This is a genomic window from Candidatus Arsenophonus triatominarum (assembly GCF_001640365.1).
GTDB lineage: Bacteria > Pseudomonadota > Gammaproteobacteria > Enterobacterales > Enterobacteriaceae > Arsenophonus > Arsenophonus triatominarum.
This window is the reverse complement of the sequence record NZ_LWMI01000016.1, coordinates 553,300-577,539: the sequence shown is the minus strand read 5'-3', so window position 1 is coordinate 577,539 and position 24,240 is coordinate 553,300. Positions and strand designations below refer to the sequence as shown.

General features: G+C 38.3%; 34 protein-coding genes, 1 tRNA gene and 2 pseudogenes. 14 read left to right on the top strand and 23 right to left on the bottom strand.

Annotation, left to right across the window (positions count from 1 at the left end):
• Window positions 1–432 carry a tail fiber assembly protein gene (locus AYJ55_RS17385; RefSeq protein WP_063657410.1) on the top strand — a complete coding sequence of 144 codons (432 nt, stop codon included), beginning with the start codon at window positions 1–3 and terminating at the stop codon, window positions 430–432.
• Window positions 433–472: 40 nt separating this feature from the next.
• Here AYJ55_RS17385 and AYJ55_RS17380 read toward each other — a convergent pair whose 3' ends face one another.
• From AYJ55_RS17380 to AYJ55_RS17350, 6 genes are all read right to left on the bottom strand, one after another.
• Window positions 473–1,717, bottom strand: a complete 1,245-nt coding sequence (locus AYJ55_RS17380) for an acyltransferase family protein (protein ID WP_063657409.1) — start codon at window positions 1,715–1,717, stop codon at window positions 473–475.
• 597 nt (window positions 1,718–2,314) lie between these two features.
• Window positions 2,315–3,334, bottom strand: coding sequence for a tyrosine-type recombinase/integrase (locus AYJ55_RS17375; protein ID WP_063657408.1), 1,020 nt, complete (start codon window positions 3,332–3,334; stop codon window positions 2,315–2,317).
• Window positions 3,335–3,538 carry a DUF4224 domain-containing protein gene (locus AYJ55_RS17370; RefSeq protein ID WP_063657415.1) on the bottom strand — a complete coding sequence of 68 codons (204 nt, stop codon included), beginning with the start codon at window positions 3,536–3,538 and terminating at the stop codon, window positions 3,335–3,337.
• A gap of 236 nt (window positions 3,539–3,774) precedes the next feature.
• Window positions 3,775–3,942, bottom strand: a complete 168-nt coding sequence (locus AYJ55_RS30985; protein ID WP_187153273.1) for a hypothetical protein — start codon at window positions 3,940–3,942, stop codon at window positions 3,775–3,777.
• 235 nt (window positions 3,943–4,177) lie between these two features.
• On the bottom strand, window positions 4,178–4,924 hold the full coding sequence (locus AYJ55_RS17355; RefSeq protein ID WP_063657405.1) for an antA/AntB antirepressor family protein: 747 nt from the start codon (window positions 4,922–4,924) through the stop codon (window positions 4,178–4,180).
• A gap of 65 nt (window positions 4,925–4,989) precedes the next feature.
• On the bottom strand, window positions 4,990–5,757 hold the full coding sequence (locus tag AYJ55_RS17350; protein ID WP_063657404.1) for a Rha family transcriptional regulator: 768 nt from the start codon (window positions 5,755–5,757) through the stop codon (window positions 4,990–4,992).
• A gap of 436 nt (window positions 5,758–6,193) precedes the next feature.
• On the opposite strand from AYJ55_RS17350, the gene AYJ55_RS17345 reads away from it, so the two are divergent.
• A complete protein-coding gene (locus tag AYJ55_RS17345) occupies window positions 6,194–7,234 on the top strand; it encodes an IS481 family transposase (protein ID WP_063654070.1) in 1,041 nt (346 codons plus the stop codon).
• A 253-nt stretch (window positions 7,235–7,487) separates the two neighbouring features.
• Here AYJ55_RS17345 and AYJ55_RS36225 read toward each other — a convergent pair whose 3' ends face one another.
• From AYJ55_RS36225 to AYJ55_RS17305, 11 genes and pseudogenes are all read right to left on the bottom strand, one after another.
• Window positions 7,488–7,826, bottom strand: coding sequence for a single-stranded DNA-binding protein (locus tag AYJ55_RS36225; protein ID WP_425393819.1), 339 nt, complete (start codon window positions 7,824–7,826; stop codon window positions 7,488–7,490).
• Window positions 7,827–7,874: 48 nt separating this feature from the next.
• Entirely contained in the window at window positions 7,875–8,339 is a 465-nt protein-coding gene (locus tag AYJ55_RS17340) for an IS630 family transposase (protein WP_245677299.1), read from the bottom strand.
• Window positions 8,308–8,673, bottom strand: a complete 366-nt coding sequence (locus tag AYJ55_RS17335) for an IS630 transposase-related protein (protein WP_063654740.1) — start codon at window positions 8,671–8,673, stop codon at window positions 8,308–8,310. The genes AYJ55_RS17340 and AYJ55_RS17335 overlap by 32 nt, the downstream gene beginning before the upstream one ends.
• An 87-nt stretch (window positions 8,674–8,760) precedes the next feature.
• Window positions 8,761–9,417 carry a lambda exonuclease family protein gene (locus AYJ55_RS17330; RefSeq protein ID WP_063657403.1) on the bottom strand — a complete coding sequence of 219 codons (657 nt, stop codon included), beginning with the start codon at window positions 9,415–9,417 and terminating at the stop codon, window positions 8,761–8,763.
• A gap of 163 nt (window positions 9,418–9,580) precedes the next feature.
• Window positions 9,581–9,886 (bottom strand): annotated as a pseudogene (locus AYJ55_RS34760) (Sak single strand annealing protein); the annotation flags it as partial.
• A 156-nt stretch (window positions 9,887–10,042) separates the two neighbouring features.
• Entirely contained in the window at window positions 10,043–10,231 is a 189-nt protein-coding gene (locus AYJ55_RS17325) for a Sak single strand annealing protein (RefSeq protein WP_063657402.1), read from the bottom strand.
• Complete coding sequence (locus tag AYJ55_RS17320) at window positions 10,228–10,476, bottom strand: hypothetical protein (RefSeq protein ID WP_063657401.1); 249 nt, start codon at window positions 10,474–10,476, stop codon at window positions 10,228–10,230. Before AYJ55_RS17320 ends, AYJ55_RS17325 begins: the two co-directional genes overlap by 4 nt.
• 147 nt (window positions 10,477–10,623) lie before the next feature.
• Entirely contained in the window at window positions 10,624–10,761 is a 138-nt protein-coding gene (locus tag AYJ55_RS30980) for a hypothetical protein (protein ID WP_187153132.1), read from the bottom strand.
• 9 nt (window positions 10,762–10,770) lie between these two features.
• Window positions 10,771–11,586, bottom strand: coding sequence for an antA/AntB antirepressor family protein (locus AYJ55_RS17315; RefSeq protein ID WP_074168130.1), 816 nt, complete (start codon window positions 11,584–11,586; stop codon window positions 10,771–10,773).
• Between the two features lie 65 nt (window positions 11,587–11,651).
• Window positions 11,652–12,434: a BRO-N domain-containing protein gene (locus AYJ55_RS17310; protein WP_063657440.1), complete on the bottom strand. Its 783-nt coding sequence runs from the start codon at window positions 12,432–12,434 to the stop codon at window positions 11,652–11,654.
• 282 nt (window positions 12,435–12,716) lie between these two features.
• Window positions 12,717–13,520 (bottom strand): KilA-N domain-containing protein, encoded by an 804-nt coding sequence (locus AYJ55_RS17305; protein ID WP_063657400.1) that lies wholly within the window; start codon window positions 13,518–13,520, stop codon window positions 12,717–12,719.
• Window positions 13,521–13,621: 101 nt separating this feature from the next.
• Here AYJ55_RS17305 and AYJ55_RS17300 point away from each other — a divergent pair, with 101 nt between their 5' ends.
• Window positions 13,622–14,008 (top strand): CCDC90 family protein, encoded by a 387-nt coding sequence (locus tag AYJ55_RS17300; RefSeq protein WP_063657399.1) that lies wholly within the window; start codon window positions 13,622–13,624, stop codon window positions 14,006–14,008.
• A 10-nt stretch (window positions 14,009–14,018) separates the two neighbouring features.
• Window positions 14,019–14,094: transfer RNA gene (locus AYJ55_RS17295), tRNA-Lys, on the top strand.
• On the opposite strand, the gene AYJ55_RS26710 is transcribed toward AYJ55_RS17295, so the two are convergent.
• From AYJ55_RS26710 to AYJ55_RS17275, 4 genes are all read right to left on the bottom strand, one after another.
• Window positions 14,073–14,330, bottom strand: coding sequence for a hypothetical protein (locus AYJ55_RS26710; RefSeq protein ID WP_063658154.1), 258 nt, complete (start codon window positions 14,328–14,330; stop codon window positions 14,073–14,075). The genes AYJ55_RS17295 and AYJ55_RS26710 overlap by 22 nt on opposite strands.
• 348 nt (window positions 14,331–14,678) lie before the next feature.
• Window positions 14,679–14,918 (bottom strand): hypothetical protein, encoded by a 240-nt coding sequence (locus AYJ55_RS17290; RefSeq protein WP_063657380.1) that lies wholly within the window; start codon window positions 14,916–14,918, stop codon window positions 14,679–14,681.
• Window positions 14,911–15,345 (bottom strand): transcriptional antitermination N peptide, encoded by a 435-nt coding sequence (locus tag AYJ55_RS17285; RefSeq protein WP_245677405.1) that lies wholly within the window; start codon window positions 15,343–15,345, stop codon window positions 14,911–14,913. Before AYJ55_RS17285 ends, AYJ55_RS17290 begins: the two co-directional genes overlap by 8 nt.
• 342 nt (window positions 15,346–15,687) lie before the next feature.
• Window positions 15,688–16,065: a helix-turn-helix domain-containing protein gene (locus AYJ55_RS17275; protein WP_063657396.1), complete on the bottom strand. Its 378-nt coding sequence runs from the start codon at window positions 16,063–16,065 to the stop codon at window positions 15,688–15,690.
• Between the two features lie 105 nt (window positions 16,066–16,170).
• Between AYJ55_RS17275 and AYJ55_RS17270 the strand changes: the two genes are divergently transcribed.
• On the top strand, window positions 16,171–16,407 hold the full coding sequence (locus AYJ55_RS17270; protein ID WP_063657395.1) for a transcriptional regulator: 237 nt from the start codon (window positions 16,171–16,173) through the stop codon (window positions 16,405–16,407).
• A 137-nt stretch (window positions 16,408–16,544) separates the two neighbouring features.
• Here AYJ55_RS17270 and AYJ55_RS17265 read toward each other — a convergent pair whose 3' ends face one another.
• Together AYJ55_RS17265 and AYJ55_RS30975 are read right to left on the bottom strand one after the other, a co-directional pair.
• A complete protein-coding gene (locus AYJ55_RS17265; RefSeq protein ID WP_063656463.1) occupies window positions 16,545–16,787 on the bottom strand; it encodes a hypothetical protein in 243 nt (80 codons plus the stop codon).
• 271 nt (window positions 16,788–17,058) lie between these two features.
• Window positions 17,059–17,421, bottom strand: a complete 363-nt coding sequence (locus AYJ55_RS30975; protein ID WP_187153303.1) for a hypothetical protein — start codon at window positions 17,419–17,421, stop codon at window positions 17,059–17,061.
• A 95-nt stretch (window positions 17,422–17,516) separates the two neighbouring features.
• Here AYJ55_RS30975 and AYJ55_RS17255 point away from each other — a divergent pair, with 95 nt between their 5' ends.
• The 9 genes and pseudogenes from AYJ55_RS17255 to AYJ55_RS33500 all read left to right on the top strand — a co-directional run bounded on the left by AYJ55_RS17255 (window position 17,517) and on the right by AYJ55_RS33500 (window position 24,013).
• Window positions 17,517–17,744 carry a transcriptional regulator gene (locus AYJ55_RS17255; RefSeq protein WP_063657393.1) on the top strand — a complete coding sequence of 76 codons (228 nt, stop codon included), beginning with the start codon at window positions 17,517–17,519 and terminating at the stop codon, window positions 17,742–17,744.
• A 179-nt stretch (window positions 17,745–17,923) separates the two neighbouring features.
• Window positions 17,924–18,295 carry a hypothetical protein gene (locus AYJ55_RS17250; protein ID WP_063657392.1) on the top strand — a complete coding sequence of 124 codons (372 nt, stop codon included), beginning with the start codon at window positions 17,924–17,926 and terminating at the stop codon, window positions 18,293–18,295.
• Between the two features lie 227 nt (window positions 18,296–18,522).
• Window positions 18,523–19,374: a replication protein gene (locus AYJ55_RS17245; RefSeq protein ID WP_063657439.1), complete on the top strand. Its 852-nt coding sequence runs from the start codon at window positions 18,523–18,525 to the stop codon at window positions 19,372–19,374.
• A 200-nt stretch (window positions 19,375–19,574) separates the two neighbouring features.
• Window positions 19,575–20,949, top strand: a pseudogene (locus AYJ55_RS17240) (replicative DNA helicase).
• 14 nt (window positions 20,950–20,963) lie between these two features.
• Window positions 20,964–21,209: a DUF1187 family protein gene (locus tag AYJ55_RS17235; RefSeq protein WP_063657391.1), complete on the top strand. Its 246-nt coding sequence runs from the start codon at window positions 20,964–20,966 to the stop codon at window positions 21,207–21,209.
• A gap of 19 nt (window positions 21,210–21,228) precedes the next feature.
• The gene (locus tag AYJ55_RS17230; RefSeq protein ID WP_063657390.1) at window positions 21,229–22,188 is read left to right on the top strand and encodes a hypothetical protein; all 960 of its coding nucleotides are present in this window, start codon (window positions 21,229–21,231) and stop codon (window positions 22,186–22,188) included.
• A complete protein-coding gene (locus tag AYJ55_RS17225; protein ID WP_063657389.1) occupies window positions 22,189–22,545 on the top strand; it encodes a RusA family crossover junction endodeoxyribonuclease in 357 nt (118 codons plus the stop codon).
• 77 nt (window positions 22,546–22,622) lie between these two features.
• Complete coding sequence (locus tag AYJ55_RS17220; RefSeq protein WP_063653572.1) at window positions 22,623–22,970, top strand: antiterminator Q family protein; 348 nt, start codon at window positions 22,623–22,625, stop codon at window positions 22,968–22,970.
• A gap of 245 nt (window positions 22,971–23,215) precedes the next feature.
• Window positions 23,216–24,013 carry an ORF6N domain-containing protein gene (locus AYJ55_RS33500; RefSeq protein WP_245677404.1) on the top strand — a complete coding sequence of 266 codons (798 nt, stop codon included), beginning with the start codon at window positions 23,216–23,218 and terminating at the stop codon, window positions 24,011–24,013.
• Window positions 24,014–24,240 lie beyond the last annotated feature (227 nt).

The following is a 24,240-nucleotide window of genomic DNA, read 5'->3' as shown; positions in this document are numbered from 1 at the left end:
ATGGAAAATCAAAATTTTGTCTACAGCGCAAAAGAAAACGTAATTTACAATGCATCAATTAAACAAGTATATATCGATGCAGGTAGCTGGCCTGATGATGCGGTTTTCATCTCTGATGAAATGGCAGAAGAATTTAGACAGCACCCTTTAGAAAAGTACATGGTTGCTGGAAAAAATGGACTGCCTGAGTGGAAAATGTACCCACCACCCACGAAAGAAAAACTCGTAGCAAGAGCTGAATCTGACAAGCGTGGGCTTTTATTAGAAGCGGGACAGATAATAGCTCCGTTGCAAGATGCTGTTGATTTGGGTATAGCGACCGAAAAAGAAAAAGATCGGTTGGCGACATGGAAAAGATATAGAGTGTATGTTAACCGCGTTGATGTTTCGTCTGCACCAGATATTGATTGGCCAGAAAAACCAAAAAAATAAAACCAAAAACCGCCCTTTGATTATGGGCGGATGACTGAAATCAATTTTTTTTCAAAAATGGATATTCAATGTATTTGAAAGAAAAAAACGATAATGTGCATACCATGACAGAGCAAAAGCAATAAATCACTATTGCTATTGGAATATTTAAGCTAATTTTCCCAAAAAAAGCATAAAAAATATAGCTTAGAGCAACCAAAACAAAAGAGTGATTTAAATAAACACTGTAAGAAACATCACCAGTTAAAACAAAAAACTTTTTCGCAAGAAATTTTGGCTTAGATAAAATCATTGATACAAAAAAAACAAAAACAAACAAAAAACTATATAAATCATAATGATCTTTTATGAAATTTGTTGAAGCGATTAAAGATAATAACCCAACACAAAAAATAACAATTCTAGCCATATTATTATTAATATTAACTTTATTTATCGTATAAGCGCCAAAAGCCCCAATCAAAAAATTCTGCCAAAGATTCATTTTATCAACCACAAAACTGCTAATTACTAATAGCACTACAAAAATTAACACTAAGTTTTTGTAATTACTTTTTAAGGCTAAGCAAACTAAAGGTAGGACAAAATAAAATCGAATTTCGTATGGTAACGTCCATGAAACAGCGGTTAAAACGCCTGAGTTTCTCCCAAGAATATCAACTTGCCCACCGAATCCAAACAAATAAAGTTTTATTGCATTAAAAAGATCGTTGAATGAAATTAATGATATTTTTTCTAAACTAACCGCATACAGACAAAAAACACTAATAGTAGTACTAAACAAAAATAACGGAGCTAAGCGCTTCACTCTCGACAAATAAAATTTATTCCAATCAATATTGGCTCGTTTTTTTATGATTTGATCAAAAAACAAAAATCCAGTAATGCAAAAGAAAAGTTGAACACCGAAAGAGGCAATAAAACTACTAAAAGAAGATAGATAAAAATCTTTGAAATCAAATGCTTTAACACCAATTCTCCAAGAATGACCTACAACAACACAAATAGCAGCGATACCCCTCAACCCGTCTATAAAATAATATCTTTCTTTTAAAGATCCTATTTTCAACTCCGGTAAAAAATTAATTTTTTGGAAAAAATAAGAGGTGGCAAAAAATGAAATAAAAATGACTATGATTATTGAGATAGAATACATTTTAAAAAAAAAGCCTTTTATTTGGTGATTATGTGGATGTGCATTATTTTCAATGACTCGGACTAAATCGGTAAGGACTCGGTTTTTCCAATACTGCGCCCATCTCTTTGGCTTTTTTCTCAGCCTCAAAAAACCCGTGGACTATTTCACCGTCTGGAAATCGCCAAGCATCGCCTGTACCATTTGCCAGTCTTGCCATTCAAACATCATTATCTTTCTTGGCTGGAATTAGCCGCTTTTCGGGCGCTTAGATTTTCATTAATCATTATTTAACCTTAAACAGCCCCATCACAGGGGCATGATATTAGCAACGTTGGAGGAAGTTGTTAACTATTAGTTGTTGGTTGGGTGTAAGTGGATTTGTTAGAGATTGAGGTTTTGTTATTGACTAATGGTTTCATTTCAGCTTTGTTATTGCTATAGTAAATGTTCGTAAAACGGCTACGTAAAAATACGTAACCGTTTGAATTTTATAGGGTGAAAATTCTATTTTTATTACGAAAAATGAAACTAACTTATTGAAAATTAAGTATAAAAAGCGCGATTTAAAATCCCTCAGCCTTAAGGCTGTGCGGGTTCAAGTCCCGCCCTGGGCACCATAAAATTTTTCATTATTTATCAATAAGTTAAGTGGTGAAAACTTAGTCTCTTAAGAGTAAATTTTTGTGACTAAAATCACGTTTCACTATATTTTCGCTATATAATTTCACTATATTTTTGATTTAATCATTGCTTTTTCTGACCTCCAACAACAGGGACAACATTAATTTTTCTATCGTATCTTGCGGTTTGAGAAATGTTTTTATGACCAGATATTGTTTGTTTTTCAGATAAAGAACCATCAAGATCTGAAACACCTTTTGCTTTTAAATCGTGAAAAGTAAAATCAAAGTTTAAGTGTGGAAATTTAATTTTGGCTTCTTCTTTTGCTTTCCTCCATCGGCTATTGAAACCATCACGAGTGTACCCAGATCCACTTTGTTGATGCAGAACATATATACTGCTAATTCCTTTGTCTAAAGGTAAAGTATGACTTAACTCTATGGCTGCATGTAAACGATCTGTCCATGCTTTTATCTGTGCGATCCCTGTTTTACCTTGCTTAATAAATATGCCGTCATTAGATAGCTGAGAATAAGTTAAAGATAAAATATCTGCTTGCCTAGCAAGGCAAAGATAGGCAAGCTCCATCGCAATTTTTACTACAATTGGTGATATAGAATAAAGTGCATTATATTCTTTGTCGCTAATGTAGCGATCTCTAGCTTTTTCTTTGAATTGCCTTACTCCCTTACATGGGTTTATTTTGACTAATCCTCGCTCATAGCCCCACCCAAAAACACGTGACAATAATGTCTTTTCTCTGTTAGCCTGAGTTTTACTCTTTAGACCTCTTTTGTCCATATACTTACGAATGTGTTCTGGCTTTATATTGTCAGGTAACATTTTTCCAAACACAGGCATTAACTTATTGGCATATTTCCTATAATCTTTTTGCGTTTCACCTGATAAATTAAGAAAGTCAGGGGAATTGAAAAATGCATTAAATAAAGCTGCAAGTGTTTCTTCATTTTTGTATGATAGCAATAATTTTTCGTATGCAACCCACACCTCGGCTTGAGTAAAAGAAAAATCACATAATCGAATTGTCCTTCCATCTGGAGTCAAAAACTCAAATGCTGATTTTCCTCTTCTCACTCTTGAAGGCATCCAATTATCAGCCGGATTTTTTCTTTTTCTAGCCATTTAGATTGCTCCGAAATCTGGTTTTTCAGCAAAGTTAATACCCGTTGCTTTTGAAAGTCGTTTATTGAAATGTTCCCATGTCGTTTTGGGTCGACCATCAGGCCGCTTAATGAAAAAGATTCCCGCTTCTTCTAAAACTTTGCATTGTTTGGATGGTTTTTGGTAACCTGTTAGTTCTTTCATCTGTTCATCTGTAATGAACATAGAATTATTATTCACGTTTATGTCCTCATTTAAAAACTCACACTATTTTCAGGCGCTTCATTGCCCCACAAAAATCAATAGCGAAGCCATGAATGGTTATCTTCGTCTTTTGTTAGGTTAGGGATATAATTTGTGGGGTAGAGTATTAGGATTTATTTGCTGCGTTGTTTGATGCTTTTTTTGGTATTGCCAAGGTGGGTCTGCGAGTATCAGGTCATACTTCACTTCATCTCCTGTTAAATATACCAGCTTTTACTTTTATGTAAGTCGTCTATTTTTTCTAAGACAGTGATTTTATTACCGCCATTTCCGGTTAATATTCCGCTTTCTCCATCGGTATCGAATTGATATATCAATCCTTTGTTTGTTAATTTTTTTTCCTTCAATCTAATTATTTTCATCACCTCACAATGATAAATAACCTGCATCCCTGCTTTGACATGATGTAACGTTGTTCGGTATTCATGGATGTTATTCATAGGATTACTCCGGTTATTGATTACATAAATGTAAATGTTGATCAAAACATTAATTTTTATAAGGTTATTTATGGTAGTATTGTTAACGTTGTGTGTTTGTTAACAGTAACATTTTACCTGGTGTTGGCCAGCCTTGCGCTGGTCTTTTTTTTGCTTGGTATTATTCACTAATAAGAACGGATAATTTTCCAAGTCCTTTTGGCGTAATTCTTACCTGTTCAGTTAACTTTTCCGAACCGTCATTTCTAGCAACGACAGTCACTTTATGCTCGATTAAATCCTGCTTGATTTTATCCTGATAGCCAACCCAACTTTTTCCACCAACACGCCGATAAATCCAATCATGTCCTTGTAACCATGAAAAAAGTGCTTTGGGTTTCATTTTGAGTGATTTTGCCGCATCAGTAATACAAAGCGAGCCTTCTGAATAGCTGATTCGTTTTAGTGCTTCGACTTGCGGTTTCATATCATCGACTGTGTGTTTAAGTGCAATAACTTTTTCTGTGTAATTAAGCAACAATCCTCTCATCGCTGATGGGTCATTTAGTATCTCAACCGGACTGACAGCTTCTAATGCTTTTCTTTCACATTCAATAAAATACTGTCTGGCCTGTTTTCCTTTTTCATTACGCTCAACCATGGATAACTCTTTCGCCATGTCGATACTGATGCAGTAGTCTTTCATAGGCCGTTGTCGAGATTTTGCACTACTCAAATTTGAGTAGCTCAAATTTTCAACAATAATATAGTCAATATTCTCTTCAAAACTATATTCTGTTATACGTCTGTTTATCCAATCATTAAATCGCGTGGTAATTTCCAAAAACGCATGTAGATCACGCGCATTGACAGTCTGGATTAATTCACCATTGATGTTTTTTGTTTCGATGTTTATTAAATTTGACATAAAGGTATCTCTCAATAGTTAAATTGATGAATGATTACCCCTGTAAAAAGGGGCGTTAGGATTATTTAGTTACGTTGGAGGAAATGGGTGAGTTCAGCTTTATGCCAATTTGAAAGAGCACCATTTAGCATTAGCTGGTTATCCTGTGTAGCCTGAGATAACAAAGTTTCTATTTCAGCGATAACTTTATCGGCATTTTCACGTTTGCGGATAATTCGTTTAATCGATGTTTTTTCTGCATCGGCTATTTTATCTTGAAGCTCTTCCGTGACATGCCAGATACGCTCACATTCTGTAGCGATAGAAGGGACTAGTCTGACTTCCATCGGATAAGGTGAGGGAATACCTGTGACTTCTCTTAATGCATACCAGATGGCATTATTCCATGCGTCCCTGAAACGAAAGTTTTGAGTCATCAGCGCAATGATACGGGCGAGATTTTGGGTATCTTTGCTGCTGAACTTTTCGTGAGCTTCAGGTTGGTATTTTGGGGCAGAATGTAGCTCTGCTTCCATGCGATTAAATTCAGCAATATAGGCTTCCTTGAATTGGGCTGCTTTCTTTCCGGTAAATCCCATTACTAAAAATACGAAGCCGTCTTTGGTCATTTCGTAAGCTTTGGAATCACGCTTATTGAAACCAGCTTGAATCTTTACTACGACGGCCGAAAAGTTGGCCGTCATAAATTCTTTAGAACAATCAAGAGATTCTATTTTTGCAAGAACATGTTTATGCAATTTTCCAAAGTAATCAGCAAGGTCTTGAGACGTGGTAATAGCTTTGCCGTTATGAACAGTAACTTTAGGGTTAATAGCGGATATTTGAAGTGTCATAAGACCTCCGATGGTTACTTGATTTTACCACCACCAAGAGGTGCTAAGCTCATATTGGTGGTGAGCTGAACAGGGTTAGCACTACCGGAGTAACCGCCGGCCAGCTTTTCAGCTGCCCCATCCAGCCCACCATAGAATTTGTGGCTAGATTTACGACACTAAAAAACACGCTCGCGGCGTGTGCATGTCGCGGTTACTAACACGGGGTGCTAAGCCCGACATCTGATTTTGCAGATGCAGGTAAACTATAGCGCATGACTTCTTCTTTCGTCAACATAATCATTAATTGCTTTACTGCATGAGTTAATTAAGCACGGTAAATACAGGTAGGGTAATTACTTGTATTAGTCTTAACTTAATCCGACAATTCTGATTTAAAAAAGAGCGTTACCGGTTTTAATTAACATCATTAGATAATTAAATAAAAGGTAATTCTATGTATCAAACAAATAATCCTATCATCAAACATAAAGTCGGGTTACTTAACCTCGCTGAAGAGCTTAATAACGTCTCAAAAGCCTGTAAGATTATGGGGGTATCCCGAGATACGTTTTATCGCTACCAGGAACTTGTTAACGATGGTGGGATAGACGCTTTAATTAATCAAAATCGACGGGTGCCTAACGTAAAAAATAGAGTAGATGAACAGATTGAAAGCGCTGTAGTCGAGTATGCGATTGAATACCCTGCACACGGTCAACACCGCAGTAGTAATGAACTAAGAAAAAAAGGCATTTTTGTTTCGGGGAGTGGCGTTCGCTCTATTTGGCTGCGCCATAATCTCGAAAATTTTACAAAACGCCTAAAAGCGCTTGAAGATAAAATCGCAACAGAAGGAATTATCCTGTCAGAATCACAAATCAGTGCTCTAGAAAAGAAAGCGCAAGATGATGAAGCCTGTGGTGAGATTGAAACAGCGCATCCAGGTTATCTGGGTTCACAAGATACTTTTTATGTCGGTCATTTAAAAGGCGTTGGTCGTGTTTATCAACAAACTTACATTGATACTTACAGTAAAGTCGTTCATTGTAAGCTTTACACAACAAAAAGCGCGATAACGGCGGCAGATTTATTAAATGACAAGGTTCTCCCTTTTTATTCCCAGCATGGGTTACCGGTGTTACGTATACTGACGGACAGAGGCAGTGAGTATTGTGGTAAAGTTGAACATCACGATTATCAACTTTATCTCGCTATCAATGATATTGATCATACAAAAACTAAAGCTCGTTCACCTCAAACTAATGGGATTTGTGAACGCTTTCATAAAACTGTATTACAAGAGTTCTATCAGGTGGCTTTTCGTAAGAAAATCTATAGGGCTTTAAATGAATTACAAGCTGATTTAGATAAATGGTTAGCGGAATATAATAACCAACGCACTCATCAAGGAAAAATGTGTTGCGGTCGAACTCCTATGGCAACTTTACACGATGGAAAACAACTTTGGAGAGAGAAAGATTTAAATCAAATTTAACCTGACAGGTACTGTATAAATAACCGGCAACTGTCAGATTAAGTCTGAGCTACTACAAATTACTTTTTAACGCAAATCGCTTTGGCGCTGATATCCTTGAAAGTTTCAAACTCCCGCTCAAACTGTTTAGCGGCAAATTGACACATGTTCTCAGTGTCAAACTCTTGAGTATGAAGACTTGCAAAGTTACTTGATGAGTAAGGACTGGCGTACATGGACAAGATTAAAATCCACATAGTAATTTCTCCTGCGTCTAAAAGGGGATGGAATCATCAAAATCAGGCTCAATCACAGGATTATTGCTTGGCTGGCTTGTGGTTGGCACATTCGGTCTACTTTGACTTTCCTGCGGTTTTATTTCCTTCCTGTTGCCCAATATTTCAACGTCATTGACTAAAAATTCGGGCGATATCCTTTGCTGACCGGATTTATCTGTCCATTTATTTTCCTGATAGACCGTGGTAACACGAACAAAAGTGCCTTTTTGTGCATGATTATTGATATATTCCGCTATTTGTTTAAATGCCTTGCAATTAACCCATGTGGTCTCATCAATCCATTGACCGCTGTTGTCTTTTCTTGATTTGCTGATATAGCTAGGCGACTTAATTTTGATTACAGCATATGTATTAAAAACAGGTCATCGATAGTGCATCCTGTTTCCATCTTTCTTACGTTTAGCTTGAGACCATTTATGTTCTATAGGATTTAAATCTGGTGAATACACAGGCAAATATTCTATCTGGTGTCCTGCGTTTATAATTGCCTGTTCAATATTCTTACCTTTGTGAAAGCTAGCGTTGTCCATAAAAATAACAGAATTTTCAGGAAGTTCTGGGAGCAATATTTTTGTGATCCAAACATAAAAAACATCACGATTAATATTGCAATCAAATAATCCGATAGCAAAAAGGGTTGTTCCCAATAAAGCGCCAATAACATTTGTTCTTCCCTTAGCACCCCAGTTTTTCAGGCCAAAACAACGGTGACCTTTTGGGGAATAGCCGTGAGTTCGTGGAGTGTCATGTGAAAAACCACTTTCATCAATAAAAACAACAGATTTATCTTTTTTTTCATACTGTTGCCTTTTTTGCTGATGTGCCAGCCTGTCGCTTTCGTTGGTTTTTGGATGGAATAGAGTTTTTTTTATAGGTTAATCCCAGCTTTTTAAGGGATTGCCAAATAGTCTTTTTACAAACACCGAATCGCTCTGCCCGTTCCTTTTGGTAAGCATCTGGATACTGTTCCACATCTTTTGCTAAAGCATTTTTATCGAGCTTCCTCTTACGTGGCGTTGAATTTTTTGGCTCTGGTCGTTTAAGCCAACGTACTAAAGACGCTTTTCCAATACGGAATTGTTTCGCAGTTTCTCGAATTGTTAAACCTTCGGCTTTCCTTACAGATATTACTTTACGTCGAAAATCAATTGTATAACTCATAACACACCTTGTAATCAAAATTAAGTCGCCTAGCTATAGCGATAGAAAATACGGATATGGGATTTTTATCTTGGGTATAGCGGATATCTAATTTGCCGATGCGTCCGGTAAAGTTACACTGGTTGTGGTTTGCCATGTTGCCTCCGCTTTTTGATTAATTTTGTTGATTTCTGATTTCAGCTTTTCGATAAATGCTTGAACGGCTTGTTCAATTTCGTTAACCAGATTGTCATCCTTGATAATCCGGATTTTGTAGTAGGCAAGGTTAGGGGGAAGTCTGTCATCATAGCTGACAAAATCGCACCAGTTTCTGCCTGTGCACATCATTTGGCCGTGCATTTGTAACAGGTATTCGTATTTCGGTTTTCCTGTGACAATGGTTTCAATGTGGGTAGTGGTGTTGGGGCATTTGATTTCGATAAGTCCATCATCATTAACCAAACCATCAGGACTTGCCCCAAATAGCGCAATAGACGGGTGGGGGATAAAGCCCACTTCGGTGACCGTGACATCAAACTCATTGAGGCAATATCGCGCTCTAGCTTGTGGTTCAAGGGCAATGCCCCGTTCAATGGCCTGATTGGTTTTAATTTCTTCTCGTCGTCCGGTAAGGGTTTCACAAACTAATTGCATGAGGTAGTTTCGTTGCGTTGTTCCCCTGCCTTTGGATAACACCTTGTGTAAATTGCTGGCGGTGACTTTCCCAAGTCTTGCCTGAAACCATTCGTCCGTTTTCTGCTTCATGATTAGCCTCGTTTTTCATTGCAATATTGCGATAAATAGCCATTTTATTTTCTTCGCCAATGATATCCGTCTCTTCTGGTGTTAATTTCAGCCAATGGGATTTCATTGATTCAATACCGCCTTTTGCTGATGTTTCTAATTCCTGGATTAATTGTTCGTAACGGGCTTTTTGTTGTGCGGCTTCTTTCTGTATTACAATTTTTTCCTGTTCAGGCAAGTCTTCTCCGGCATAGATATAAAATCCTAATCCAAACATTGAAATAGCCTTGGTGAGACAGCGCATGAGCGTTTTATTGATATCAACGGCATTAGGGTTAGAAATAGCCTGATTCCGGTAATCCATAACGGGTAACCACATTTTTCGGGGAAACTCATTATTTCCTTGTTTAACCGTGAGTGTTAACGACACCATCGCACTGCCATCATTGTTATAGCTAATGGCATCAATGACATAAAGCCTGTTGCTCAATAGCAAAATTAATTATGACTTACAAAAAAACCAGCCGCTGATGGTAAAATAATCAATTTTTGCATTAAAAATAACCCATGTAAGATTAAAAAATAAACTATTTTTGTATTTTTTAGATGTATCTAACTTGTTTTTATTTTAAGCAACTTTATTTCACTATTGAGCAACATGCTTATAGTAGGATTCTGGGTAATGTGCCATTAATACGCCCCATGCCCAAGCCCATGAGAGATAAGAAAGGCCGTTTTTCTTTTCAACTTTATCGTTAACATTAATCACCGACAGCGTTTCCCAAACCTGTTGTTGAAAACTTCTCTCTTTTTCGGTATGTTGTGTTTCGCTCATAGATATTTCCTCTTAGGTGCTTGAAGTGCTTTGTACTGATGGATGTTCTCATTTTTGAAATGGTTAAACAGCGCCTTCCAGATATCGTCAAAATCCTCAATACTGAGTTTTCGCATCACTGAGGAAGGTAGGCAGTCATAAACAGGCTGGACAAGTTCGCTGATTTCGTCGTCCAGCCTGTCTTCCCAATAAGCAATTTCTTGCTGTTGTTCGTACCAGTAATCTTGCATGGCGTAAGGGTTCATTTGACCTCCTCGAACTGAAATAGCATCCTGTTTTTTCTGGTTTTAATCTCCGCGACTAATAACTCGATTTCATTTTGTGAAAAGGACGAATCCAGTAGCAGAGTGATAATTTTTTCTTTAAGATGGCGTTTTTTCGCCTTTTCAGATTTAAGGGGCATGATGATTTTTTCCATAAGCTTTTAGTTGCAGTGATAAAGCGATTAGCCATATATCTTGTCGTTGGGTATCAATCGCTAACTTTGCTGCCTGTCTTGCCAGCGCTAGCAGGATGTTGTCTTTGTTCATCGTTACCCCTTATGCCACCTGATTATATTTGTCGTGAGTGAATTCGCCGTTCCAGTCTTTCTTCATCGGTAGCTTACCTTTGAGGTATTGGTTATAAAGCCATGTAGCCCCCTTTTTTAGCAGAATGATTTTGTAACACTGACGTTGTCCATAATCGTTTGTCATGATGAAGGGGGATTCGGTTAGATACGTATCTCTCGCATAGGAATGCACACGCCAGACATGAGCCTTGCTGATATCCTTTTCTGCATCGTAGAGAAAATGACGCGATTCTAGAAAAAGGTTAACCTGGTTAATGTTTACGCCATTAAGTTGTTTGCAAAACTGAACGGGTGACATACCAACCTGAAACAGGTTTTTTAGGCTATCGATTTCGGTTTCAAGCTGTTGAACCTGTACACCTAACAGTTGAACTTTTTTGTGCTGCTCAGCCCATGCAATTGCAGATTCAGCAGGGTCAAGGAAATTAGGTAAGCCTAAATTTGTTGGGTCATTAGATAATTTCGGCTGTAAAATCCGTCTTTCACATTCAATAAAATACTGTCTGGCCTGTTTCCCTTTTTCGTTGCGCTCAACCATTGATAGCTCTTTCGCCATATCGAGGGAAATGTGATAGTCGATTATGGTAGCGTTGTTGGCTTCCATTTTTTTGTGGAAGCGAATAAAGTCTTTATTTTCAACAAATCCATAATCTGAGATTCGCTTTTTTATCCATGTAGAAAAGTCTTGTTTACTTTCCAAAAACGTATGTAAATCACGGGCATTAACCGTCTGGATTAATTCATCATTGATATTTTTTGTTTCGATGTTGATTAAATTTTGCATAAGGGTATCCCTCAATAGTTAAATTGATTAAAGATTGCCCCTGTAAAAAGGGGCGTTAAGATGATTTAGTTTCGTTGGAGGAAGCGATTGACGTTCGCCTGTTGCCATCTTTCAAGGGATTGAGTCATGACGCTATCGTATTCGTGAGTACTTGCTTCTAACAGTTGCTGCATTTCACGAAGTACGGTCTCGACATCGTCTTTATGACGAAGTAAACGACGGATAACTTGTTTTTCAGCATCAAAAATAGCTGATTTGAGCGTGTTAGTCATGCCGTAAATCCGGCGGCATTCTTCTGCAATTATTGCTATTTGATTAACTTCGAAATGTTGAGGCGATGCGACTCCTGTCACATGACGGAGAGCATACCAGATACCTTGCGTCCATGCTCTCTCGAATCTAAATCCATTCGCCATACTCCAAACTAGATGAGCGAGATTGCGAGTATCGTTATCGCTTAATAACTCTGGGGCTTCTGGTCTGGGTTGAGGATCCTCATATTTGCCAGTTTTGCGGATTGAGGGAAGAACTTCGTTTGTTACCCATTTACGAAAACGATGAGGGAGCGTTCCTTGTTTGACTGCATCACGGCAACGTAATACTAAAGTGTACATTCCTGATTCGGATATTATGTTAATTTCCCTTGCCATCTTGTCTATTTTTTGTGCCTCGGTTAAACCTAGGTACAATCTTTCATCATCATCAAGCTTATAAAGAGCATCGCTAACATTAGAAATTTTTAGAGCTAAGCAAACGTCAGAAGCAATAAACCAAGGATTGCCATTAATGCTGACAGTGCGAATTTGATGATTTTCAAATGAGAAGGGAGTAACAACTAACGCGGTCATAATGACCTCCAATGGTTAACTTAATTTTACCCCCGCTAGAGTTGATAATCTCATTGGCGGTGAGCGGAACAGGGTTATCAACACCGGAGTTAACCAACCGGCCAGCTTTTCAGCTGCCCCATCCAGCCCACCATTGAATTGTGGCTAGATTACGACATTAAAAAACACGCTCGCGGCGTGTACATGTCGCGGTTAACTTCAATCGGGTTGATAATCCCAACATCTGATTTTGCAGATGCAAATAAACTATAGCGCATGATTTCTTCTTTCGTCAATGGTTTATTATGCTGCTGTGATTCCGTTCATCATGACACCTAACAATCTGGGAAACTGATTGTCGTAGAAGTGAGGCTGCGTTTGACGCGGATTATTAGGGTCAGTCAGATTTTTACCAAACTGTAATCCTTTTTCTGTCAATGACCAGAATAATTTTTCCTTGTCAGGATGTTTATTGCTAGGGCGTGATTTACGTTCAGCGAGTCCTAGCAGTTGTAGCCGCCGATAACCAGATTGTGCCGTATAGGGCTTTCCATGCAGTAGTAAAAGCTCAGTAAAGGAGTGTGTCACTTCGCTTGAACCTGTTAAACTCCCTTCTGGTGCATCAACGGCGTAAGCGGGTAGTATATCCGGCATTCCAAGGGAAGATTGGAGTTTTTTCATCGCTCCCAACATGGCGGAAGGCGCAATACGTAGCTCTTGCTTATAAAAAGCGATCATTGCCAGGCCAGCTTGTACTTTTTCAACAAGTACGCCGTTATTGTTTTTTACTGAATCCCTAAACCGCTCATAAACTTGAACTTCAAAAGAGGGATCTATCCATGCTGCATATCGAATGGCGATAATTTCAACTGCCCAGCTGCCAGATTCAAGTCCACCTTTGATGATATTGACCGAAGCACTCTGCGATGCTTCGCTTACTTTTTGCGCAAAAGTGCTGATACCCTCGCTTCTCAGAAACACAGATGGCCGCTGAGATTCTGTCGCTTTACCTTGTGCAACGGCGGCACGGTGTAGATCATTCAGACAATAACGCCCAAAAGCGTCTTGACGTACAATGGTATTTTCGATAACAACTAATTTAGACATAAAAATATTTCTCCGTAATGAAACGAATTAAGCTATTAACGTGAAAGATTTTGCAGATTGAACCCTAAACCCGTTATACTTACCAAAAAGGAGGGTTCCCTATGGGTCAGGTTGCATTTGATACATTAAAATTTGTTGAAACATTAGAAAAAGAAGGCTTGCCTAAAAATCAGGCTAAAGCCATTTCTTTAGCTGTCCGTGAATCACACGAGGCGGTTGATGTAGCTACTAAAGCTGATATTGCTGACGTTAAACGTGACATAGCTGATGTCAGAAAAGAAATAGCTGATGTCCGTAAAGACTTATCTGCTGAGATGAATTTACGTTTCGAAAGAGTAGACGCACAAATATCTGATGTTCGCAAAGACCTACAACTAGAGATGTCAAGTATTCGAGCTGAACAAAAATTAATCCGCTGGATGTTAGGTGCGGGTATTTTAGGTATTCTCTCTTTAGTGGTGAAAGCTTTTCTGATACCTGCCTTATAACACATATTGCGGGTTATTAGCTCAGTTGGTAGAGCAGTGGACTCTTAATCCATCGGTCGCAGGTTCAAGTCCTGCATAGCCCACCAATTTCACAATGTATCTTCATTAGTCTTCGCTTCTCTCTTTTTAAATAATCATTTTCCTTTGTTAAGCATTGTATGATTGTTTTAAAAGTGCGTGTTTCCATGTCGTCGTCATTCCATATATCAATGCTGCTTAAGTATTTTGCATCGCTCAAATGACGACTACCATTAGTAATCCCAACCAGATTACCCATATTGGGATGCTTTGCCGTTACAATGCGTGGATTGTCCAATCTCATTATGTGTACTCCTTGTTAACATTTGCTGAAAAGTTAGGATGTGTGCCAAGTGCCTCTTGGTGTCCGATTACAGTCATCACGGTCGGGTAAACGCAATCAAACTATATTTAGCTATTTGAAAGATAATTTATAGAATGTTGACTGTCCCGCGAGCGCAGAGCCGCATTCACACATCCTGAAACTAATTTGATTGCCAGATATTTCTGGCGCGTCAGGCTCGCTCCCTCTGTGTAATCCAACAACACACAAAACAGGAATAATGATCACCTTAATAAGACATTGATTATATTATGAATTGTTTATTTATGATTAATAAAAAGAAAGGATTTGATTTTGTGAATTGATTAATTATGCTCCTATCAGATGGAATTCAATGTCTTCAGGTTCGCAGAAGTCGATATTATCATAAATTCCATATTTGCTTGCTATATCAAGAATTGCATCATTCATCTTGCTGGATGTCATTTGTGAATCGATAATTCTTTCAAATTTTTTATAATCTTCTTCGTTCATATCTACTATATAGTTACACTTTGCTCTAACATCAGCAACAATTTGAACCTTAATCGTTTTGTTATTCTCAAACATTAGCAGTTACTCCGAAGTTGAGCTTAGGTTTATTTTTAAACCTTTTAGCAGTGTATAAAGCTATTTCAGGCAAACAGCAATTATCAAATGAGTCATAAACTTTAGTTAGGCGTATTGATATTGCTTTTTCTACACGACTCATCATTTTTCTTTTTAGTGAAAGAATAGGGCGTTTAGGATTTGGAGTTGTTAGTTGGTTAGATTTTTTAGATGGGTTCAACGCTGCTTTCAATGCCAAATTAAGCGCTTTGTTATAGTTATAGGCTGCTCGCTTGGCGCTTCTACGCTCATGTCTACGACAGCGAGCATTATCATAACCATGAAAGTTACACATATTACCTCCTGACAATGGGTTTTGGTGGTGTGTGCCGGAGGTATCCGGATTATATTTACAGTCATATTGGTAGTACCCTGGTGTTGGTTTCAACTTTATGGCTGCAATTTGGTTATTTCACACACCCCAAAACCGACTGTTTGGGTGTTTTATGGTTCGCTTTTTCAGCGAAATGGTGTTAAAGAGCGGTATTGCTTAACTGTCGTCACTTGCCTTCATGTTCATACGCCTCAGGCTGGCTACTTGGCAACGTCTGGTAAAGTTTCAGATAACTCGTGGTATTGTCTGGCGTTTACCTGTTGCAGTGAGTTGATGGGAATGGGTGTAAGTAATTAGCTAACACTTGTCAACTTAAAGTAATCAATTAATGTATGATAAATAAAAAAAGCCGCTTGATGCGGCTTATTATTTAGGAAGTGTATTTATGTGTAAGGGTTAATTATTTTTAATTACATAACGATTGTAGTATTCTTTTAACTCTTTTAAGCGCATTTCAAATGCTGATAGCATATTCAGTTTTTCAGCATTAGGTAATTCTCGAAATAGATCTAAGAGTTTCATTTCATCTTGTGATAATTCGACCAAGTTACTAGCGTCCTCGCCCAATATCCATGCTAATGATACCCCAGTTGCAGATGAAAGTTTTAATGCTGCTTCTTTGCTTATACTGCCGCGCTTGAACCAACCATTAACTGAAGCACGACTTACACCAGTAAGCCTGGCCATGTCAGATTTAGACATATGCCTAGTTTTTAATAATTCATCGAGACGTTGTGTTATCAACGATTCTTTTTCGATATTCATTTTTTTCATAATTAAAGTATAAGCAAGATGCTAACATCACTCAATCTAGCATATTGTTGACATTAGTTAGCTAAATGCTTACAATTGTTAATCTTTCAGAATCAAGGAGTGCTTATGAACGGACTTGATAAAGCCATTAAACAATTTGGAAGCCAGCGAAAATTGGCTATTGCTTTAGGAGTTACACCAGCTTCTTTGAATAGATGGGTCAAAAAGAATGCTGGTAAAGCTCCACCTGAGCGTTTATTACCAATTTATAAACTTACATGCATAACGCCACATGAAATTAGGCCAGATCTTTACCCAAACCCAACAGATGGTATCCCTGCTGATAAGCAAACTACCATGTAAGTAACACCGCTCTTTAACAACCTGGCCTCCCTGAAATTGGGAGATTTTACCTTCCCAGCCCATCGGGAGGGATAACTATTATCTGAAACTTATGGAATTAAGTGTAGGATAAGATTGCTGCAAAGACTATCAAATTGTCAGGCAACTCTTAATTTAGTGGCTCTTGTCCGTGATATTGCAAAGTTTGATGTGTGAGGAAGTAAAGCCGCATTTTTATGTTTCACTGGTTTACTCTGCCCATAACATTTACGACGTACATCACGAATGATAGCTAATTGATAGTCACTTGCTGTAGGGTGAAATTCCTTAATGTGTTCGTAAGATTTGTTGGGATTGAAACGTTTAGAACATACAGGGCATATAGCAGATGTTTTTTTCATAATATTTTTCCTTAACAAATTAGATGAATAAATAATCGTGTTTGTAATGAAAAATGGGTTTTGCCACTTCGGTACATTGTCTCTTGTGAGATACGCCGTCCGCCCGTGCGTTAGAGTGCGCCGTTCACTTTTTTCAATCGCTGGCTGTTTGCCTTCGATGGAGTAAATTTACCATTTACTAAATTTATATGTCAATCATTTAGTTAATAAAAATTCATAAAAAACTAAAGCAACCTGAACAGGCGCTTTAATTTCAATCAATTATAAGAAGTTATTTTTTGAATTTTTTTACTTTTAGAAGTTCATTGAAGAGTTTATTGTAGTTCATTACTTTTTCTTCGAATAGAGAAAGCATTTTCTCTTTTTCTGAGTCTGGTAATTCACGAAATAACGATAGGAGAGTCTGCTCGCGGCGATCTTGGATAATGATAATTGCATCATTGATTTCTTTAGATGGATTGCTCAAATATCCTATTGGCATCCGATAATCATTTTCGATTCTAGCAGCAGCTTTTTCACCAAAAGAGGACTTTCCATTTATCAACTGTGATAAATAGCTTCTATCTTTTTCAGGTAGTGGTTTATCAGAAAACCATTCTTTAAGGCGTTTTCGCCTGATTTCTTTAATATCCATATACATATTTTGATTAGTAAAAACTAAATAAGCAAACAGTTGCTATATTCGTTAGTATTTGGTAAATTTTAAAAAGTGATTAAAAGGAGAATACTATGAAACTTAAGGAATACCTATCAACCTTAAAGCGAGGAGAGGTAAGGCTATTAGCAGAAAAAATAAATGTTTCTCAATCATTTTTATCACAAATGGCCTCTGGTTTGTGCGCAATATCACCCAAACGATGTGTTGAAATTGAGCTAGCCACCTGTGGCAAAGTATCACGCAAAGATTTACGACCTGATGATTGGCATAAGATCTGGCCAGAGCTAATAGCAGCATAAATTAATCTACATTTCACCGAACGATGCGGTATACCATCGGGCGACCGGATAGCGTCCTGCTAAATGGCTGAAGCGGCAAAACCCACTTAATCATCCACAATCTCATTCTATCTATTATTTTTTCACAAACCCCATAGGAATATCGAGGTAGGGAATTTTATTACTTAAGGATTATAACCATGGAAAATTCAAATACTATCAAAATCACCTGCAAACCTGAGCATTTGGAATCTTACTTCTACCAGAAGATGGCATCAGAAGGCGGTAATAACGGGTTTGCTAAATCACTAGGAATCCACCCATCAACAGCGAGTCGGGATAAAACCAGAATATTTAAATTAGCCTGTCAGGTCGTCTCAGAATACGGCTTGCCTAGTCATGTAGTGAGTGTGCCTGGTTCATCGACACAGGAGGTTGTTATTACAAATATATCAGGTGAAGAGATACGCAAGCTGATAGACATGCTGGAGCATCTTAGACTGCCAAAAAAAGAAGCTTCAAGGTTAAAAAACGATGAAGCTTTTGAGAATTGTAATGAGCTTTGTGTTTGATGAAGAAAGTTTAGTATTTCAAGGAGAAGGGAAACGACGAATTTCCCTTTTTTTCTTTCAATTTCAGCGAGGTTATTATGCCAAAAAAACGCCGATTTATCAACAAAAACCATGAAGAAAAAGTCCATCCAGATAGTCCTGATGGGTTATTGGTTGCTGCATCAAAAAAAATAAGCGTTTCGCATATCGATTTGTATCAGAATTCAGAAAGTTACAAGGAGTTAAAAATGGCTGCAACAGTCACCAGTCTTGATGATTACAGAGTTAAAAACGAAGTCAGGGAGAATGCCGTGGCTGAGATTGAAGATGGATATACACGAATAGCGAATGAACTGTATGAGGCACTCATTGGTGCCGATTTAACCAGAAATCAGGCAAAAGTAGCACATGCTGTTTGTCGAAAAACATATGGTTTTCAGAAAAAAATGGATCGCATTTCTGATAGTCAATTAGCTGAGATAACAAAATTACCAAGACAAAAAGTAAACAAAGCAAAGAATGAGTTAATTTCGATGAATATCTTAATTAAATCAGGTAATAAGATTGGTTTAAATAAAATAATTTCTGAGTGGAAAATTCAAGAGTGTCACCAAAATAGTGACAACTTAAGAAATGTCACCAAAACAGTGACAAAAATTGTCACCAAAAGCGTGACAGCGTTGTCACCAAAACAGGGACACACAAAAGAAACTATTACAAAAGAAAATAAATATAATAATACACCCCTTACCCCTCACGAGGTGAAAGGGGGAGAATTGGCTAAACCTGAAAAGCGAAAACCCCAAACACTGAACTACAACGATTATCTGGTTGCCTACAACGAGGAAGTGGGTGACAGACTCCCCCATGCTGTTGAAGCCAATGCCAAGCGTAAAACCCGCTTGAAGAAAATTGTTGGCTTACTGGCTAATTCAAACCTGGAAGGCTGGCGAGCCTATGTCAGAGCGTTTGTTGGTATGGCAAAACCGTTTTACTTTGGTGAGAACAACACAGGCTGGACAGCGGATATTGATTACTTGCTGAGAGAAACCACAGTAACCGGAGTCCGTGAAGGTAAATTTGCCGACAGGGGATGCTAGCATTGCAGATTTTCTCCTCAGATTTAAAAATTCAATCTCAATTTTCTATTCAGATGCCCTCTAAAACGCTCTGTAATCAATTCTGAAAGATTTTCTTGATAAAAACGTATTCAGGTACGTCTAAAAATTTATCGTCGCTCAGAATGCGATACGGCGAGTTTTTCTGTTTTTGGAAAATCTGTGATTAAGGAGATACTCAATTGGTCAACGTCCAACTTGAAGCAAGCGTGATAGGCGGCTTGCTGATTTCAGGTTTAACGCCAGACGCCAGTGATGTGTTGTCAACGCTTGAGCCTAATGCTTTTTCCTCCCATTTCTGTCGTGAAATTTACAAAATAATTCAGTGCCAGGCTAAAACCAGAAACATGATTGATATGGTGATGGTGGCTGAACACATGGGAGAGGGTAATTTCACTCAGGTTATGTCCGTAGCCAAAGATTGCCCCAGTGCAGCCAATCTCAAAGGTTATGCGAAAATGGTTGCTGAGAATTATCAACGACGGGAATTTTTGACAATGATAAATTCGGTCAAGGATGTTGTTGCCAATGGCACTATCCAGTCAGCCACTCAAGCTATCGATGATTTTTTGTCGAAAGCAACAAAATTGCGAACTTCGAATGAAGAAATCAAGCCTGTAAACCTGAAAGAACTCATTAGTGATTATACCGACTTACTGGACAATCGTTTACAAAACGGTGAGCAGTCAAATACCTTAAAAACAGGGATAGGTGAACTGGATGAGATAACAGGGGGTATTAATCCGGTTGATTTAGTGATTGTCGCTGCCAGACCCGGTATGGGGAAAACCGAATTTGCATTGAAGATTGCCAGAAGTGTTGCCAGTCAAGAAATAAGGGACATGAATCAGCGACGGGGTGTGCTAATTTTTTCAATGGAAATGGACTCAAGCCAAATCATTGAAAGACAGATTGCACAAGCGTCAAATCTTCCCGTTTCAATGCTGAGAAATCCCTCAAGATTAGAGCAGGAGCACTGGAATAAGATAACTGGTGCGATTGGTTTGTTGCATGATTTAGATGTTTGGATAGTGGATGCAAGTAAACTTACCATTGAGCAAATAGCCTCTGTTGCCACCAGACAGAAAAAAAAGTATCCCCAGCTCTCGTTAATCATGGTTGATTACCTCGGATTAATTGCATAAACCCAGAGCTGAACGAAATGACCTAGCTATAGCGCATATTTCGGCAAATTTGAAACGGCTGGCTAAAACATTAAAAACGCCCGTAATTTCATTGAGCCAGTTATCAAGAGAGGTTGAAAAGCGGACAAATAAACGTCCTGTTAATGCTGATTTACGGGATTCAGGCAGTGTTGAGCAAGATGCAGACAGTATTATCATGCTGTATCGTGATGGGGTTTATAACGAAAATTCACCCTCAGCGAAGTATGCTGAAATTATCGTAACCAAAAATCGATTTGGCAAAACGGGTACGGTTTATCAGGAGTTTAAAAACGGTCACTTTATCGACACCAATCAACAGGAAGCAGAAAAAATCTCACAATCATCTCATCAACAAAGTTTAAGACACCACGCTCAAGGCGTAACGATTTAATTAGGACACCCCCAATGAAATACCAAATCGAAGCAACCATTGTTAAAAATGGCGGCGAACCCGTGTATTGGCAGCACTATAGTGACAAAGCACTATCAGAACAGGATTGCCTGAAAATCTTATCCCAGCCGTCCATGTTTAGAATGCAATTTAAAGAAATTGATTATTACTGGACGGGAGGCAGTGCTGGAAAGCGTGACAAATTGCCAAAAGTGTTAATAGAAAACTTCACCTGTAATCCGCTAAACCCCACCAAATAAAAATCAAATAGGCAAAAATATGAAAATTCAAAGCAGGGAAAATCGCCGTGAAGGATACCTTTGTGTCCAAAGTGAGGACTTCAATATATTTAACCTCCGAAAAGCGGTTATTTCGGGGAACTGGTCAGTCATTAACAACGGTATCTGTACATTAACGGATTTAGGACTGAGGCACGATGGTAATGGGTTAGTGTGGCTTAATTCGGGGATTTCCGTTCATGAGGCAGATAGTGATACCGGATTCACCGGAGGATATAAAAAATCTTATGAATATCAAGCATCGTTATGCCCAGATAGGCCATTGGAAAATAAGGTTTTTTCACGTGGCGTGCATTCACATAAAGTTGATGATTACTGTCTTTTGATACTTAACCGCTCTGATTCATGGGTTGAATATTGGAATCGTAAAAATGGAAAAGCGTTAAGAACTTTTGCAGTGCAGATATTAACAAATGAAAGACAAGACGCTTTCGATAATTGGGTTATCTATCGACATCCTAGACAACATGATAAATATACAGTAATTAACATTGAACACAATAAGGCATTGGTCAAAGAGTATGTTCGTCATGGCTGGTTATGTGAATCAACCTATGAACTTTCTTTGTTGGTAAAAAGTAATAATGAGTTTAGTCGATTAATGGCACGGCTTGGTTATATTAAAGTTCGTACACGTAAAATTACGGGCCATAAAGAAACATTCTGGGTATACCGAGGTGCAGAGAAGGAAATTAAAGAATCCAAAGCAAGAAAAACGTTATGTCCATCTAATGCATTGATATATAAGGATAATAATAAATTTGTGCAGTATGCAAAACAACCAATGAAAGCTTTTAAACACATCCTTGTCGATGGTGAATACCGCTATGTTTATGAAGACCACATCCACTTTTTGACGAAAAAGCGTCAACGAATAGCAGGTAAACAGTTAACCGGTTATACCGCTAAAGGGGTGGAGATGAGAGAGATTAAGCTATGAATGAAAACTTATAACATCACCGTTCCTTTCCCACCTTCTGTCAATCACTACTGGTATCACGCCAAACACAAACACTTCATCACCGCAAAAGGCAGATTATACCGTCAGTCGGTAGTCGCTGAAATAATGCGTCAAAAGCTTTGTAAGCGATTATCTCAACGTTTAGGGATCGAGATAGGAGTGCATCCGGCTGACCGTCGTAAGCGAGATTTAGATAACCTGATGAAAGCACCGATTGATGCACTCTGCCATGGTGGTTTGATAATTGATGATTCTCAGATAGATGTGTTGCACGTTGAGCGCAAGGAAATCATTAAGGGCGGAAAACTGGTTATCACCATTTGGGAAATAGCGTAATCAAGAAACCAGCATTCAAAGCAGGGCATTATGGTTAATACCCATGCCCCTATTCATATTTTATTGCCGGAGGGGAGATGAGTAGGCACGTAAAAGATTTACTCGAAGGATGGGGAAACTGGAGCATGAGCCGAATTGGAACCGAATACAAAGGTATGTCTACCATTGCTCCTGTTAAATTCGATGATGACAGACCCTGGCTAAGCGATGAGGAAGGCGAAATAGTTGATAAAGCAGTAGCCGGATTAAAAAAATATGATATCGATGGATATAACATTATTTGTTTACATTATCAGCATCATATTTCATGTCGGATGATAGCTAAAAACTGGAAGAAAAGACCTGACTATATCACCGCTTACATGGGTAGGGCTGAATCCTACATAGCTGGCACTGTTCACACACTCCTTAAAGCAACAAATTGACAACACCGTATAGACTATCGTATGCTGACCGTACTGAACTAATGTGCGGCAAACCGCACCCGATAACCATGCGGCTTTTTTACGCCTGTTATACGGCGTAATTGCATCCAGATAATGATCGGGTGGAGAGGCGTAATACAAAACCCAAAAGGGGAATATGCCCAGAGCTTCACATTAGGCTCAGTTAACACCCGATCGCCACTATTAACTGGCGTATTTTGACTAAACTAATGTGGAGGCCGAATATGGCTACTCAAATCACCGTAGAAACTATCCCAACCATAACTCATAATGAGGTTCCAGTTGTGACAACTGAACTTTTGGCTTGGCTTTATGGTACAGAAACAAATAATATCAAAGTTAATCATTCACGTAATTCAGATAGATTTGTTGAAGGAAAACACTATTTCAAATTGGAAGGGCCGGAATTACGAGAATTTAAGCACAAGGTTACCCAAAGTAACTCTGTGAAAATTGCACCTAATGTTCGTAGCCTCATGCTTTGGACAGAACGTGGAGCCGCAAGACATGCTAAAATGCTTGAAACTGATCAAGCATGGGAAATCTTCGAGCAATTAGAAGATTACTATTTTCATGCAGAAAGAACATTTAATACACCTAAACACCATCCAGAAGCGAGAGAACTATTAACCGCAGATGACACGTCACATCTTTCTCGTCTTATCTGGACGATGGCTAACGGCTTCCGATTTGAGCGTTCGTGGACGCAAGGTATCTGGTATGCTTTACGTCATGCAACAGGGGTAGAGTCACCACAAAATTTTGAAGTTAACCAGATACCGATAATCGCAAAAGAATGCGAAAAGATTTATAACTTCACCAATGGCGTTAAAGAAGCGATTTATGAGGCTGAGAAACAGGCCGTAAGGCGAGTACTCCGCAAACGTGAGGATGCAGACAAGGTATTAGCTGAAATGAAACAATTGCTTGAAGAGAGTAATCAGGAGCATACTCTTGTTTTGACCGATACATTAACACGCTGGCAACAAGCAGAGATACAGCAATTTTTACAGCGACGTTAAATACTGATCAAATCCTCAGTAAAATGCTTGACTGTCCGTACATCCGTACAGTATTATATGTTACAGTAGCGCATAGCTATTGAGTTAGCGCTTAAACATATATTAGAACCCCACTTTTGTGGGGTTTTTTGTTGTTTCATTGACTTAATAATTATATCTTGTTAACGCACTACTTTTTATAAGCTCGTAGGGTACATATAAGGTAATTAAGTGTATTAGTCTTAACT

What these genes read in the sequence shown, in the direction of transcription:
- AYJ55_RS17255 (WP_063657393.1), top strand. Translation starts at nt 17,517, where the DNA reads ATGAAACTTAAGGAATACCTATCAACCTTAAAGCGAGGAGAGGTAAGG.
- AYJ55_RS17250 (WP_063657392.1), top strand. Translation starts at nt 17,924, where the DNA reads ATGGAAAATTCAAATACTATCAAAATCACCTGCAAACCTGAGCATTTG.
- AYJ55_RS17320 (WP_063657401.1), bottom strand. Translation starts at nt 10,476, where the DNA reads ATGAACCCTTACGCCATGCAAGATTACTGGTACGAACAACAGCAAGAA.
- AYJ55_RS17330 (WP_063657403.1), bottom strand. Translation starts at nt 9,417, where the DNA reads ATGAAGCAGAAAACGGACGAATGGTTTCAGGCAAGACTTGGGAAAGTC.
- AYJ55_RS17335 (WP_063654740.1), bottom strand. Translation starts at nt 8,673, where the DNA reads ATGAGTTATACAATTGATTTTCGACGTAAAGTAATATCTGTAAGGAAA.
- AYJ55_RS17275 (WP_063657396.1), bottom strand. Translation starts at nt 16,065, where the DNA reads ATGAAAAAAATGAATATCGAAAAAGAATCGTTGATAACACAACGTCTC.
- AYJ55_RS17300 (WP_063657399.1), top strand. Translation starts at nt 13,622, where the DNA reads ATGGGTCAGGTTGCATTTGATACATTAAAATTTGTTGAAACATTAGAA.
- AYJ55_RS17265 (WP_063656463.1), bottom strand. Translation starts at nt 16,787, where the DNA reads ATGAAAAAAACATCTGCTATATGCCCTGTATGTTCTAAACGTTTCAAT.
- AYJ55_RS17225 (WP_063657389.1), top strand. Translation starts at nt 22,189, where the DNA reads ATGAAAACTTATAACATCACCGTTCCTTTCCCACCTTCTGTCAATCAC.
- AYJ55_RS17290 (WP_063657380.1), bottom strand. Translation starts at nt 14,918, where the DNA reads ATGTTTGAGAATAACAAAACGATTAAGGTTCAAATTGTTGCTGATGTT.
- AYJ55_RS30975 (WP_187153303.1), bottom strand. Translation starts at nt 17,421, where the DNA reads ATGGATATTAAAGAAATCAGGCGAAAACGCCTTAAAGAATGGTTTTCT.
- AYJ55_RS17385 (WP_063657410.1), top strand. Translation starts at nt 1, where the DNA reads ATGGAAAATCAAAATTTTGTCTACAGCGCAAAAGAAAACGTAATTTAC.
- AYJ55_RS17310 (WP_063657440.1), bottom strand. Translation starts at nt 12,434, where the DNA reads ATGACCGCGTTAGTTGTTACTCCCTTCTCATTTGAAAATCATCAAATT.
- AYJ55_RS26710 (WP_063658154.1), bottom strand. Translation starts at nt 14,330, where the DNA reads ATGAGATTGGACAATCCACGCATTGTAACGGCAAAGCATCCCAATATG.
- AYJ55_RS17375 (WP_063657408.1), bottom strand. Translation starts at nt 3,334, where the DNA reads ATGGCTAGAAAAAGAAAAAATCCGGCTGATAATTGGATGCCTTCAAGA.
- AYJ55_RS17355 (WP_063657405.1), bottom strand. Translation starts at nt 4,924, where the DNA reads ATGTCAAATTTAATAAACATCGAAACAAAAAACATCAATGGTGAATTA.
- AYJ55_RS33500 (WP_245677404.1), top strand. Translation starts at nt 23,216, where the DNA reads ATGGCTACTCAAATCACCGTAGAAACTATCCCAACCATAACTCATAAT.
- AYJ55_RS17370 (WP_063657415.1), bottom strand. Translation starts at nt 3,538, where the DNA reads ATGTTCATTACAGATGAACAGATGAAAGAACTAACAGGTTACCAAAAA.
- AYJ55_RS17325 (WP_063657402.1), bottom strand. Translation starts at nt 10,231, where the DNA reads ATGAGCGAAACACAACATACCGAAAAAGAGAGAAGTTTTCAACAACAG.
- AYJ55_RS17245 (WP_063657439.1), top strand. Translation starts at nt 18,523, where the DNA reads ATGGCTGCAACAGTCACCAGTCTTGATGATTACAGAGTTAAAAACGAA.
- AYJ55_RS17235 (WP_063657391.1), top strand. Translation starts at nt 20,964, where the DNA reads ATGAAATACCAAATCGAAGCAACCATTGTTAAAAATGGCGGCGAACCC.
- AYJ55_RS17305 (WP_063657400.1), bottom strand. Translation starts at nt 13,520, where the DNA reads ATGTCTAAATTAGTTGTTATCGAAAATACCATTGTACGTCAAGACGCT.
- AYJ55_RS17315 (WP_074168130.1), bottom strand. Translation starts at nt 11,586, where the DNA reads ATGCAAAATTTAATCAACATCGAAACAAAAAATATCAATGATGAATTA.
- AYJ55_RS17345 (WP_063654070.1), top strand. Translation starts at nt 6,194, where the DNA reads ATGTATCAAACAAATAATCCTATCATCAAACATAAAGTCGGGTTACTT.
- AYJ55_RS17220 (WP_063653572.1), top strand. Translation starts at nt 22,623, where the DNA reads ATGAGTAGGCACGTAAAAGATTTACTCGAAGGATGGGGAAACTGGAGC.
- AYJ55_RS17270 (WP_063657395.1), top strand. Translation starts at nt 16,171, where the DNA reads ATGAACGGACTTGATAAAGCCATTAAACAATTTGGAAGCCAGCGAAAA.
- AYJ55_RS17230 (WP_063657390.1), top strand. Translation starts at nt 21,229, where the DNA reads ATGAAAATTCAAAGCAGGGAAAATCGCCGTGAAGGATACCTTTGTGTC.
- AYJ55_RS17350 (WP_063657404.1), bottom strand. Translation starts at nt 5,757, where the DNA reads ATGACACTTCAAATATCCGCTATTAACCCTAAAGTTACTGTTCATAAC.
- AYJ55_RS30980 (WP_187153132.1), bottom strand. Translation starts at nt 10,761, where the DNA reads ATGAACAAAGACAACATCCTGCTAGCGCTGGCAAGACAGGCAGCAAAG.